The organism is Streptomyces sp. OR43 (assembly GCF_008042275.1).
GTDB lineage: Bacteria > Actinomycetota > Actinomycetes > Streptomycetales > Streptomycetaceae > Streptomyces.
Map to the genome: position 1 here is coordinate 54,725 of NZ_RDBK01000006.1, position 12,651 is coordinate 67,375.

At 71.5% G+C, this 12,651-nt stretch carries 8 protein-coding genes, 1 tRNA gene and 2 pseudogenes; 6 read left to right on the plus strand and 5 right to left on the minus strand.

The window, feature by feature from the left end; all coding sequences use genetic code 11:
* Positions 1–3: 3 nt before the first annotated feature.
* Positions 4–69: pseudogene (locus EAO72_RS42715) on the plus strand (hypothetical protein); the annotation flags it as partial.
* A 56-nt stretch (positions 70–125) separates the two neighbouring features.
* On the opposite strand, the pseudogene EAO72_RS03335 reads toward EAO72_RS42715, so the two are convergent.
* Positions 126–1,001 (minus strand): annotated as a pseudogene (locus EAO72_RS03335) (VOC family protein); the annotation flags it as partial.
* 29 nt (positions 1,002–1,030) lie between these two features.
* A complete protein-coding gene (locus EAO72_RS03340) occupies positions 1,031–2,512 on the minus strand; it encodes an aldehyde dehydrogenase (protein ID WP_148015701.1) in 1,482 nt (493 codons plus the stop codon).
* Between the two features lie 410 nt (positions 2,513–2,922).
* Here EAO72_RS03340 and EAO72_RS03345 point away from each other — a divergent pair, with 410 nt between their 5' ends.
* The 4 genes from EAO72_RS03345 (at position 2,923) to EAO72_RS03365 (ending at position 8,691) form a co-directional block, all read left to right on the plus strand.
* Positions 2,923–3,951, plus strand: a complete 1,029-nt coding sequence (locus EAO72_RS03345; RefSeq protein ID WP_410089992.1) for an MFS transporter — start codon at positions 2,923–2,925, stop codon at positions 3,949–3,951.
* Complete coding sequence (locus EAO72_RS03355) at positions 3,894–5,528, plus strand: FAD-dependent monooxygenase (protein ID WP_261991296.1); 1,635 nt, start codon at positions 3,894–3,896, stop codon at positions 5,526–5,528. The genes EAO72_RS03345 and EAO72_RS03355 overlap by 58 nt, the downstream gene beginning before the upstream one ends.
* A gap of 104 nt (positions 5,529–5,632) precedes the next feature.
* Positions 5,633–7,204: a hypothetical protein gene (locus tag EAO72_RS03360; RefSeq protein WP_148015703.1), complete on the plus strand. Its 1,572-nt coding sequence runs from the start codon at positions 5,633–5,635 to the stop codon at positions 7,202–7,204.
* A gap of 212 nt (positions 7,205–7,416) precedes the next feature.
* Positions 7,417–8,691 carry a DUF1266 domain-containing protein gene (locus tag EAO72_RS03365; protein WP_148015704.1) on the plus strand — a complete coding sequence of 425 codons (1,275 nt, stop codon included), beginning with the start codon at positions 7,417–7,419 and terminating at the stop codon, positions 8,689–8,691.
* 99 nt (positions 8,692–8,790) lie between these two features.
* Here the strand turns inward: EAO72_RS03365 and EAO72_RS03370 are convergent.
* Positions 8,791–8,878, minus strand: a tRNA-Leu gene (locus EAO72_RS03370).
* Between the two features lie 246 nt (positions 8,879–9,124).
* Here EAO72_RS03370 and EAO72_RS03375 point away from each other — a divergent pair.
* The gene (locus tag EAO72_RS03375; protein ID WP_148015705.1) at positions 9,125–10,432 is read left to right on the plus strand and encodes a DUF2254 domain-containing protein; all 1,308 of its coding nucleotides are present in this window, start codon (positions 9,125–9,127) and stop codon (positions 10,430–10,432) included.
* Between the two features lie 50 nt (positions 10,433–10,482).
* On the opposite strand, the gene EAO72_RS03380 is transcribed toward EAO72_RS03375, so the two are convergent.
* Entirely contained in the window at positions 10,483–11,646 is a 1,164-nt protein-coding gene (locus EAO72_RS03380) for a sugar phosphate isomerase/epimerase family protein (protein WP_148015706.1), read from the minus strand.
* A 49-nt stretch (positions 11,647–11,695) separates the two neighbouring features.
* A partial coding sequence (locus tag EAO72_RS42725; RefSeq protein ID WP_261991297.1) for a nucleotide pyrophosphatase/phosphodiesterase family protein occupies positions 11,696–12,651 on the minus strand: 956 nt, incomplete at its 5' end.

The following is a 12,651-nucleotide window of genomic DNA, read 5'->3' on the forward strand; positions in this document are numbered from 1 at the left end:
CTCATCGTCGAAGCAGCGGGCCAGGCCGTCGTACGCGAATGGGCCGAGCGCGTCCTCGACAGCGGCGCCGACCTGCTGATCGCCTCCACCGGCGCCCTCACCGACCCCGAACTCACCGACCGGCTGCGGATGCCGGGCGAGGGTGGTCCCGCGGTGCCCCAGAGGTCGGAGAGGTCGGGGGTACGGCGCCAGACCTTGGCGATCCAGGCGTCCTCGACGATCTGGGCGACCTCGGAGGTGTATTCGCAGACGAGTCCGGCGGGGTCGGTGAAGTAGGAGAAGGTGTTGTTGCCGGGGCCGTGCCGGCCGGGTCCCCACTGGGGGTTGATGCCGTGGTGGCGCAGGCGGCCCAGGCCGCGCATGAAGTGGTCGACGGACGTCATCTCGTAGGCGACGTGGTTGAGGGAGGTCCACTCGGCCTGGTTGAACGCGATGCAGTGGTGGTCGGCGTTGCAGCGCAGGAACGCCATCTGGTGTTCGGACCAGTCGGAGACGCGCAGGCCGAGGACCGAGGTGTAGAAGGCGACGGCGGCGTCGATGTCCGTGGTGTTGAGGACGGTGTGGGTGACGCCGACGGGGACGGCGGCGTCCCGGCCGCGCGGGGTGACGGCGTGCGTCTGGGCGCTGAGTTCGATCAGCCGGCCCTCGGGGTCGGTGAAGCGGAGTCCGTAGCCGCCGCCGACCTGGTCGAGGGGACCGGGGCCGGCGACGGGGACGATGCCCCGGGCGAGGAGGCGGCGGGCGGCCTCGTCGATCTCGGCGGGGGTGGCGACGGCGAAGGTGATGCGGCCGAGGCCGTTCCGCTCGCCGCGGGCGAGGTGGAGGACGTGGTGTTCCTCGCCGGTGCCGCGCAGCCAGGTGGCGTCGGTTTCCCGCTCGACGGGTTCCAGCCCCCAGACCTCGCGGTAGAAGTCGGCGGACTCGGTGAAGGCGGGAGTGCGGAGCTCGACGGAGCGCAGGGCGCGCAGCCGGGCGATGGGGTGGGGGTTCTCGTGGGGCATGGGAGGCTCCGGGTTCGTCTGGCTCGGCTTCACTGGGCGGCCCAGGGCAGGGGGGTGGTGTCGGTGGCCCAGTAGAGGGACTTCTGCCGCTGGTAGCCGCGGATGAGGTCGCGGCCCTTCTCGGTGCCGATGCCGCTGTCCTTCAGCCCGCCGAACGGGGTGGAGATGCTGAACTGCTTGTACGTGTTGATCCAGACGGTGCCCGCGTCGATGCGGCGGGCGAGGCGCCAGGCTCTGGCGTGGTCGCGGGTCCAGATGCCGCAGGCGAGTCCGTAGACGCTGTCGTTGGCCTGGCTGACGAGGTCGTCCTCGTCGTCGAAGGGCAGGGCGACGACGACGGGTCCGAAGATCTCCTCCTGGCAGACGCGGGCGGTGTTGGGCAGGCCGTCCAGGACGGTGGGGAGGTAGTAGGCGCCGTCGCGGTAGCGCTCTCCTTCCGGTGCCGCTCCCCCGCACCGGACGGTGGCGCCTTCCTCGCGGGCCAGGTCGACGTAGGCGGCGACGCCGTCGCGGTGGCGGTGGTGGACGAGCGGGGCGACCTGGGTGTCGGGGTCGGTGCCGGGTCCGACGCGGAGTTTGCCGGTACGGGAGACGAGTTCGCCGAGGAACTCCTCGTAGCGGGAGCGGGCGATGAACAGCCGGGAGCCGGCGATGCAGCTCTGTCCGCTGGAGGAGAAGACGCCGTACATGACGCCGGCGAGGGCCTGCTCCAGGTCGGCGTCCTCCAGCACGATCGTCGGGGACTTGCCGCCGAGTTCGAGGGAGACGGGGATGAGTTTGTCGGCGGCGGCGTGGGCGAGGGTTCGGCCGGTGGTGGTACCGCCGGTGAAGGTGATCTTCTCGACGGCCGGGTGGCGGACGATCGCGTCGCCGATGACGCTGCCGCGGCCGGGCAGGACGGAGAGCAGGGCGGTGGGCAGCCCGGCCTCGGTGAGTGCCCGGTGGACGAGGCGGCCGAGCGCGAGGGCGACGAGGGGGGTCCACTCGGCGGGCTTGAGGAGGACGGCGTTGCCTGCGGCGAGGGCGGGGGCGAGCTTCTGGGCGTCGCTGGCGATCGGCGAGTTCCAGGGGGTGATCGCGCCGACGACGCCGATGGGTTCGTGGACGCTCATCGTGACGTACGGGCCGCGGGAGGGTGTGAGCGTGTCCTCGGCGGTCTCCAGCGCGGCGGCGGTGTAGCGGAAGGTGCCGGCGGCGCTGTGGACGAGGGCGCGGGTCTCGGTGCGGCATTTGCCGGTGTCGGCGGTCTGCAGGGCGGAGAGCCGGTCGGCGCTCTGCTCGACGAGGTCGGCGACGCGGTGGAGCAGCCGGGCGCGGAGGTGGGCGGGGAGCTCGCGCCAGGCGGGGTCGTGGGCGGCGCGGGCGGCTGCGGTGGCGGCCTCCTCGACGTCGTCGAGGGATGCGGCGTGCACGGTGGCGATGACCTGGCCGGTGGCCGGGTCGACCGTTTCGATGAGGGCGCCACGGCCCTGTCGCCACTGCCCCGCGACCAACACCTCGTCGGCAAGCATCAGTTGGCCTCCTGCGATCGAATCGATTACCTCAGAGCTAAAAATCTAAGGGCTTAAGTAATTGTCCGCAAGCCCCCTCGGCAAAATCTCCCTTTGCCTCCGGGGGGCTTGACGGCCGGCACCCCCGGACCGGTAAAACTTAAGCACTTAAAAGCTAGGCACTTACAGAGGTGCGCGGGTGACTCGGCAGCGTGTGACGTCGCAGCGTGGTGTCTCGCCAACGTGAGTGACTTCGCAGCGTGCGTGACTCCACAGCGTGGGCGACTCGCAAGCGTGGGTGACTTCACAAGCTCACGAGCACCGTGCGGCCGTACCCACCCGTACGCTCAGCTCATTCCCCGCCCCTCTGTAACCCCGTACACCTGGCTCCCCAACCGCTCCGGCCCCACGCGGAGCAGGAGGAACCCTGGATGAGCACCGACACCTCGAAGGACGCCGCCGCCCCCGGCTCCTCGCCGGCCGGCACCACCCGCGCCACCATCGCCGCCCGCTTCGAGCGCCTGCCGCTCTCGCGCTGGCACGTCACCGTCCGTCTGATCGTGGGCGTCGTCACCTTCTTCGAGGCCTTCGACCAGCTGCTGATCGCCTACGCGCTGCCGGAGCTCCGTGACGAGTGGCAGCTGTCCACGGGCGACGCCACGGCGGTCCTCACGGTCGGCTCGGCCGGCATGCTCGTCGGCGCGCTGCTGTCGGGCCGGCTGGCCGACCGCTACGGCCGGGTGAAGGTGATCGCGTACTGCGTGGCCGCCTCCGGTCTGGTGAGCCTGGCGCTGACCGCGTGCACCTCGCTCACCCCGTTCCTGGCCCTGCGCTTCGTCCAGGGGCTCGCGATCGGCGGCGAGGTGCCGGTGGCGGCGGCCTTCATCAGCGAGATCACCCGGAGCTTCAAACGGGGCCGCTTCGTCCTGCTGTACGAGCTCGTCTTCCCGGCCGGTCTCACCATCGGCGCCCTGGTCGCGGCCTGGGTGGTTCCGGCGGCGGGCTGGCGCGTGATGTTCGCGGTCGCCGCCGTGCCCGGCCTGCTGGCCTTCCTCGTCCAGCGCAAGGTCCCCGAGTCGCCGCGCTGGCTGGCGGAGCGCGGCCGGCTCGCGGAGGCCGACGCGGTGATGACCGAGATCGAGGCCAAGGTGTCGGCGGCGACCGCGAACATCACGCGCCAGCCCGCCGCCGGAACCACCCAGGCCGCGACCAGGGCGCCGATGGTGAGACCGGCCGGGAAGACGAGCTCGTACAGCAGGACGAAGCGGCCCCGTTTGAAGCTCCGGGTGATCTCGCTGATGAAGGCCGCCGCCACCGGCACCACTCCCCCGGCTCGCCGCCCCCGCCCCGCCGGGCGACCATGGAGGAGGACCGGCCGGGGGGCGAGGCGTGGGAGGTATCCGTGGCGCACGACCACACCACTGACGTGCTCGTCGTCGGCGCCGGTCCGGTCGGGCTGAGCGCGGCCGCCGAGCTCCGCCGGCGCGGAGTGTCGTGCCGCGTCGTCGAGCGGCTGGCGGCCCGCCTTCCGTACGCCAAGGCCGTGGGCATCCAGCCGCGCACGCTGGAGATCTGGGACCGGATGGGCCTGGTGCGGACCGTGCTGGAGGCCGCCGTCCCGATGCGCGGCCAGCTGATCCACGTCAACGGGAGCGAGGTGGCGCGGATCGAACTCGCGCTGCCGCCCGAGGTGCCCTACGGCTTCGCCGCGCTGCCGCAGTACGAGACCGAGCGCATCCTCGAGGAGTACGTGGCGGGCCTGGGCACGCGCGTCGAGCGCGGGACCGAGCTGGTGTCGTTCACCCAGGACGCGGACGGGGTCACGGCACGGCTCAGCACCGGTCCGGGCGGCGACGAGGAGGTCCGCTGCCGGTTCCTCGTCGGCTGCGACGGGGCGCACAGCACCGTGCGCAAGGGGCTGGGGCTGGCGTTCGAGGGCGGGGCGTTCGCCGAGGAGTACATGCTGGCCGACGTCGTGGCCGACTGGGACCTGCCGTACGGCTACGGGGTGCGGGCGAGCCACACGCGCGACGACGGCTCCACCGATGACCTGCTGGTCTGCATCCCGCTCCCCGGAACGGGCCGCTACCGGATGTCCATGCTGGTTCCGCCCGGACTCGCCGCCGGGGCGACGGGCGGAAGCGAGGTGGCGCACGGGCTGGAAGGCGGACGCGTTCCGGAGCTCGCCGACATCCAGGCCGTCGTCGACCGCCTGGCTCCCCGGCCGGCGTCCCTGTCCCGGATGCGCTGGGCCTCCGTCTTCCGCATCAGCCACCGCATCGTCGACCGGTACGGCGCGGGCCGGGTCTTCGTCGCGGGCGACGCCGCCCACATCCATCCGCCGACCGGCGCGCAGGGCATGAACACCGGCATCCAGGACGCCTGCAACCTGGCCTGGAAGCTTGCCCTCGTCGTGCGCGGGGAAGCCGCTCCTGCCCTGCTGACCAGCTATGACGCCGAACGCCGCCCGGTCGGCGAGGAGGTCGTCGGCAGGACCGTCCGGCATGCGACCAAGGGCATCGAGAACGACGCCGACGACATGAAGACGCTGATGCTCCGCGAGGCCCAGCTGCTCGTCGGATACCGGAACGGGCCGCTCGCCACGGCCCCGTACGGTCCGGCCGACGCACCCCAGCCCGGCGACCGTGCCCCGGACTGCGCGGGCCTGTCCACTCCGGTGGCCACCTATCCGCTGCGCCTGCTCGACGTCCTGCGCGGGCTCACGGGGCATGTCCTGGTGCGGTACGCGCGGACGTATTCGGACATCGAGGAAATCGAGGGAATCGAGGAGACCGAAAAGACCGAGGAAGAGGACGCAGGCGGGCTCCACACGGTCACCGTCGTCGGGCGTGACTCCCCGCCGGGCACGCCCGCGTACCGCGATGCCGGCGGTGAGTTCGCCAGGCTCTACCGCCCGGAAGGCCCGACCGGCTTCCTCGTGCGGCCGGACGGGCAGCTCGGCGCGCGCTTCCCGCTCTCGGGCACCTCGAAGGCCGTGTCCGGCTACCTCACGGCTCTCTCGGTACCCGCACGGTAATCCGCTCGGGCCGGCGTACCCGAACGATCTTCCCGCCGTTCCCCTTCTGTTCGCCCCGGCTGACTACTCTCCACTCGCCCGGTCCGGCACAGGAGAGGTACGTCATGAGCACCCCCGTCCACCGCACCTCGACCCGGCAGTCCGCGGCTGCCCCGATTCCGTCCCGGCAGGCCGGAAACCAGAGCCGGGCCACAAGTGCGTCCCGTGTGCCGCTGGAACGTCCTCTCCTCGAGATCCAGGCCGGAATCGGCAACCGGGCCGCGACCGCGGCGGTGCAGCGGGCCAAGGACGCGGCGAAGGGCAAAGCACCGGAGAGCGGCAACGCGGCCACCGGGGCGAAGAGTTATCGCGACCGGATCGCCGCGGCCCTCGACAAGGCCAAGAAGCACCTCGAATTCATCGACACCTTCGTCAAGGGCATCCATGTCCCCGCCAACGCGGGCTTCTCCCAGCAGGCCTCCGCGACGGCGAACGACGGCCTCAAGCACGCCGCGGGTTCCTCGGGTACCGCCGCCGCGTCGGAGAACCTCGTCACGGAGACCGCCGGGGCCGTGCTCAGCGGCATGGAGGCGGCCAAGGCCAGGAAGGACGCCGCGCAGCACAAGAGCGGGGCGGCCTTCCACAGTGCGGACAAGAAGGCCAACACCAAGACGGCCGACGCGGTCATCGGCGCCGCCGGGGCGGGTAACTACGCCCTCGGAATCGCCAAGGAGCTGACCAAAGCGCAGAAGGCGGCGCACGCCATGGCAGCCAGTGAGGCCAGTGGTATCGGCTCCAGCGTCGTCGGCGCGGTGAAGGGCGCCCGCGCGGCGGGCCGCGTCGGACTCACGGCCCGGAAATACCGCGCGTTGAAGGGGCTCGAGAAGCCCGGTCGTACGGACGAGGCGGCACTGGACCGGCTGGACCAGGCCCGGCAGACGGCCGAGTGGGCCGCGGCCGAGGCGTACGTCGCGATGGATGCCCACTGGGACCATGAGGGCGAGGACCGGGTGGAGCGGGTCTCCGAGGCCATCGATGTGGCCTGGACAGCGATGGGTACCGTCCGGGACGCCGCCAGGGACCTCCGGCAGGCCGAGGACGTGAACACGCTGGACACCGTGCACACGTACGCGCTCGGCAAGCAGCGCAACAAGATGGGCAAGCAGGCGTTCACCGCCGTGGGCGAGTCCACCAAGGCCGCCGGCGGCATCGTGACGGCGGTCGCCGCCACCGCGGGAGGAGCGGGCCTGGCGAGCAACCCGGTCGGCTGGGGCCTCGCCGCGGGTGCGGCCGGCCTCATCCTCGGAGTCGCCGCCTACAAGGCCGGGCGTGCGGGCGTGAAGCGCTACGACGGAGCCCGCCACCCCGAACGCTGGGCGGACGGTGAGTCCCAGAAGAAGCCCGCCTCCCGCGAGGACGCGCTGAAAGAGGCCCTGAAGTTCTGGAAGAAGGTGGAGAACGGTGAGCGCCAGGCCATGGCACGCAAGATCTACGGCTTGGCGGCGGGCACGAACATCAAGGGGAGCGGCGACACGGCCCCCGGGATGCGGGACTCGGCCCGAGCCCTTCTCGTCGCGCTCAAGGCGGGCCCCGCTCAGCAGCGGCTGACAGCGGAGGAGTGGGCGGACTCCCTCAACGATCCGGCGAAGAGTGCCGCTTGGATCAAGGAGATAGCGGAGCAGCTCTCCTCCGCCTGATCGCGGGGCACCGCCGCGCCGCCGTCGATCGACCACCGTGCGGCCGGGCGTCGTGCAGCCGCGCAGTCGTGCGTCCGAGGCGGCGTCGTGCGCGGAGAAGTGGCGTGTGTGCTCGTGCCGGACGGAGCCGCCCCCGCCGCCCTCGGTCAGGTCCGCCCCGCCTCGCGGCCCGGGCACGCCGGCCGCGCCGGACCACCCCTTAAGGTTTGCCCATGGGTTTGACAGCAGGTCACGAAGGAGGAGCCCTGCCCGGTCCGACGGCCCCAGCACAGGGCTGGCAGGCGCCGAGCGCGGTCGAGCGGGGGCTGTACGAGGCGAAGTCACGCGGCGACTGGCCCGCCTACTACGACCTCGTCGCCCGGGCCGACCTGTACATGATGCAGTCGCGGGCGTACGTCGACGCGAACCCGGGCAACACCCGCTTCCACCCCTACTGGAGCCCGCAGACCCGGACCTTGTGCCTGGCCGTCCACACCGGCGGCATGCTGCCGCCGCCCGTCGCCGACCCGGTCTACAACTGCTACGACCTGGGCTGGTTCGCGGAGACCTGGGAACAGAACGACCCGCCCTACCTCGTCGTCAATCCCGGCAGCCCCTGCGAGGGCATACTGCCGGCCGGGCCCGAGGGCCGCGCCCTGTGGAAGCGCCACTCCGCCCCGGTCGAACGGCCGGGGCTGGCCCAGGGCGCCGTCCACACCCTGGAGGTGGGCGGCCCACGCAGCGGACCCGTTGCCTTCGGTCTCGCGGTCGGCGCGCACATCAACGTGCGCAACGGCCACTACTGGAACTCGATGGCCTATCACGGCAGCGGCTACCGCGACGAGAAGCGCACGCTGGAACGCTGGTGGAGCGTCAGCACCCGCGAGGACTGGCAGGACACGCAGGAGCGGCTGCTGAGCGCCGGGATGGTCAGCAGCGTCTGGGAGTTCGTCCTGCAACTGCGGCGCTCCATGGCCCTGGACTTCGCCGGGCCCATCGACGTCGACCACTGGCGCCAGGCCGCGGCGAACGTGGTGCGCCGGCGCACCGAGGCCGCCACCGAACCCTCCCTGACCGCGGACGGTGTCACCCGCGGCCGCACCGTCAGCGCCGCGGAGCTGGAGGGTCAGGTGACCGGCGTGCAGCGGCTGATCGGTCGCATCGCCCGCTACGAGGCGCGGTTCCGCGCCGACGGCCTGCTTCCCGAAGGAGGCTTCGTCCAGAGCGTCGAGGCCTGGGACTACGGCCGGGCTTCCGGCATGGCCCGCTGGGGCCTCGCCGCCCGCCTGTGCTCCCTGCAGGAGGCGGAGGCGGCCGTGGTCCGCGCCGGCCGTCTCGTCCAGCTCAACTACCGCTCGTGGGAGAACTTCTCCGCCGCCTACGTTCTCGGACGCTGCCTGCACTTCGACGAAGAGGAGTTCGGCGAGTGGTACCAGACCGCCCTCGCGACCCACCGCGCCCTGACCGGGGACCCGGCCGGCCCGTGGCGGACGCTTCCCTGGACCTGAGGTGGTGTGCCGCAGGCCCTGGTGAGGCATTGCCGGGGGGCGTGCTGGAGGGCAACGCCGGGGCAAGCAAAAGGACCCCTGACGAACAGGGGTCCCAGCTGGTGTCCGAGGGGGGACTTGAACCCCCACGCCCGATAAAGGGCACTAGCACCTCAAGCTAGCGCGTCTGCCATTCCGCCACCCGGACCAGGTGGTCGGCCCCGGTTTCCCGCGGCGACAAAGAAAACAATACCAGGGGTTTGGGGTGGCTCTCACCTGCATATCCGCCGGTCTTCGCCCTGGTCAGTGCGGTGCGCGGGCCTCGGTGGGGCGTAAAGGGGGCTCTCGGTCGCCGCATGCGCACCCTGCGTCGACGGTCGCGCACACACCGTACGGCCGGAGGGTCGGCGACGGCGTCCGCCGGTGTGCGGGCGGGCCGGGTTACGTTCGCGGGATGAGTCATCGCGGCTACCGGCCACCCCGCGCGCTGTCGCCCCTGCGCGAGCATCTGCGCGAGACGTTCTGGTTCGCTCCGGCCCTGACGCTGGTCTGCGCCGTCGTGCTCTGGCTCGTCGCCTCGGCCCTCGACGAGCAGATCGTGGCCTACCTCCAGGACGAGCGGGCGTACGACGAGATCGCGGACCTGGTCTCGATCGCCGAGGACACGAAGACGATCGTCGTCACCGTCAGCTCGGCGATGATGACCTTCATCGGTGTGGTCTTCAGCATCTCGCTGGTGGCCGTCCAGATGGCGAGCGGGCAGCTCACGCCCCGGGTGGTCCGGATCTTCGTACGCAGCCGGATCAGCAAACTCACGCTGTCCGTCTTCCTGGCGACCTTCGTGTTCTCGCTGCTGGTCCTGAGCTCGTACGAGAGCACGGTCGATCCGCGCCGCGTCGTGTCCGTCCCCTTTCTGCAGAGCATCCTGACCGCCGTGCTCGTCGGGCTCAGCCTGCTGCTCTTCATCGCCTACGTGAGCTCGACGCTGCGCCTGATGCAGGTCGGGCCCGTCGTCGACCGGATCACCCGGGACTCCTTCCATGTGCTGCGGCGGATGCCCGTCGGCGGGCCGCAGGAGGAAGAAGTGCTTCCCGCCGAGAGCGGGCAGATCCCGCACGCCGGACACGCCGGTGTGCTGCGGGACGTGAACGTGGCACGGCTGGTCCGGATCGCGCGGAGACAGGGTGTGGTGCTGCGGCTCATCCCGCGCCTCGGGGACTTCGTCGTGCCGGGCACTCCGGTGCTGGCGGTGCACGGCGGGGACGCGCCGGCCCGGCACGCGTTGCGCTACACGGTGTGGGTCGGGGTCGAGCGCACGCTGCACCAGGATCTGGCGTTCGGGCTGCGGCAGCTGTCGGACATCGCTCTGCGGGCGCTGTCGCCGGCGGTGAACGATCCGACCACCGCCGTGCAGTGCCTCGACCGGATCGTCCAGTTCCTCGCGGCCGTGGCGAAGCTCCCTCTCGGTGTCGTCCACCATCGGGACCGGAAGGGGGCAGTACGGCTCATTCAGGATGTGCCGGAGTGGGCGGACCTCGTCGATCTGGGGTTCGAGGAGATCCGGCGGTGCGCGACGGAAAGCCCGCAGGTGACGCGGCGGCTGCTGGCGGGGATCGATGACCTGGTGGCGCTGGCCGGGCCGGAGCGGCAGGGTCCGCTGCTCCGGCACCGTGCGCTGCTGGTCCAGGCGGTCGAGCGCGCGGTGCCGGACGCCGCCGAGCGGGAGTTCGCCCTGCTGCCCGACCGGCAGGGGATCGGCTGAGGGGTGCCGGCCGCCCCCGCATCCGCGCGGGGACGGTCGGCACGACGGTTCTACTTGCGCAGTGCCGCCATGCCCTCGTAACTGATCCGTGCCTGCTTCAGGGACTGCGCGAGGTCCGTGGAGCTCGGTGCGGTGTCCTGCTCGACCATCGGGTTGCGGTACTGCGCCTCTCCGACGCGGCGGAAGAAGGTCCGGTAGTCGATGACGCCGGTGCCGAACGGGACCATGTCGTAGCCGTCGCCGCTCGCCGTGTTGATGACGCCGTCCTTGGCGTGGAACAGCGGGTAGCGCTTGTTGTGGCGGCGGACCACGGCCGCGGGGTCGAAGACGTTCTCCCGCACCGATCCGTCGAGCGCGGTGTAGGTGTGGAACTTGTACTGGGCGACGTGCGCCCAGTAGACGTCCATCTCCAGCCATACGGTCTTCGGGTCGGTGACCTTGAGGAAGTACTCGAGCTTGCGGATGCCCGAGCTGCGGGTGGGCCGTCCCTGGGCGTCCAGCGGACCGCCGTCGAGCAGGAAGCCGTAGGCCGCGTCGTGGTTGTGCGTGTACAGCTTGATCCCCGCGCGGTGGGCGATCTGCCCCAGCGCGTTCCACTTGTCGGCGGCCACGTCCCAGTCGGCGCGGTAGGCGCTGCCGGTGGGGTCGCCACCGGTGCCCATGTGGTCCATGCCGAGGATGTTGGCTATCTCCAGGTGCCGCTTGAACTGGTCGAGGTCGCTCTGGCTGAGGGGCCAGGATCCCGGGATGAAGCCGTGGTTGCCCTGAGCGCGCAGTCCGTAGTCGTCCAGCCAGGAACGGAGCAGCTTCGCGCCTTCCACCGATTCGAGGTTGTTTCCGCCCGGTGCGTTGGCGTGCTGGCCGTAGCCGGCGAACTCGACCTGCTTGTATCCGTAGCGGGCCAGCTCCTTGAAGACCGCGCGGAAGCCCGAGGGCAGGGTCGTGCTGAGCGGGTCGCGGCCCGTGGCGTCGCGGACGGTGTACAGGATGATTCCGCGCTTGTGCGCCGGGACCAGGGACTGGCCATGACCGTGGCCGTTGTGGTGCCCGGGGCCGGGTGCGGGCTGGGCGAAGGCCGGCGAGGCGCCGAAGACGGGGGCGGCGATCGCCGCCGCCCCGACGGCCGTGCAGGTGCTGAGGAAGCGGCGGCGGTCGATGCCGAGGCTGCGGCGCAGGGCGCCGTCCGTTCCGGATGCGTCGTTGTACACGGTCACGGTCTCTCTCCTTCTCGAAGCTGCTCGCAGCGCTGTGCACGGACCGGGCTCATGCGAGGCCGGCCAGCGTGAGGAGCAGGGACTTCACTTCGGTGGCCCGGACGGGGCCGGTGAACGCGTGGGGGGTGGAGCAGAGGATGAGCGGCCCTTCTTCGTCGCTCGGGGGGAGGCGCCCGTGGCTGCCTCGGATGGGTGACGGGTCGAGCGGTACGACCGCCATGCGGTAGCGCATGCCGAGCTTCTTGCGGGCGACGGCCGTGACCGCCTTGACCCGGACGTACGGGTCCTGGGGGTCCATGAAGAGCTCGACGGGGTCGTAGCCGGGTTTGCGGTGGATCTCGACGAGCCGGGCGAAGTCGGGGGCGCGGTCGTCGTCGAGCCAGTAGTAGTACGTGAACCAGGCGTCCGGTTCGGCGACGGCGACCAGTTCGCCGGAGCGCGGGTGGTCCAGGCCCTGTGCCTTCTTGCCCTCGTCGTCGAGGAGCTGCTCGATGCCCGGCAGGCCGGCCAGGGCCTCGCGGGCCGCTTCGAGGTCCTCGGGACGGCGTGCGTAGACGTGGGCGATCTGGTGGTCGGCGACGGCGAAGGCCCGTGACGCCATCGGGTCCAGGTACTCCATGCCGTCCTGGGTGTGGACCTCCAGGAGTCCGGCGCGGCGCAGCGCGCGGTTGATGTCGACGGGGCGGTCGACGCGGGTGATGCCGTACTCGGACAGGGCGACGACGGTGCGTCCCTCGCGGCGGGCGTCGTCCAGGAGCGGGGCCACGGCCCGGTCGAGGTCGGCGGCAGCCTTGAAGGCGCGGGGGTCGTCGGGGCCGTAGCGCTGGAGGTCGTAGTCGAGGTGCGGGAGGTAGCACAGCGCGAGGTCGGGGTGGCGGGTGTCGAGGATGTGGCGGGTGGCGTCGATGATCCACTGGGAGGAGACGAGGTCGGCGCCGGGTCCCCAGAAGTGGAAGAGGGGGAAGGTGCCGAGTTTCTCGGTGAGTTCGTCGTGGAGGGCGGGCG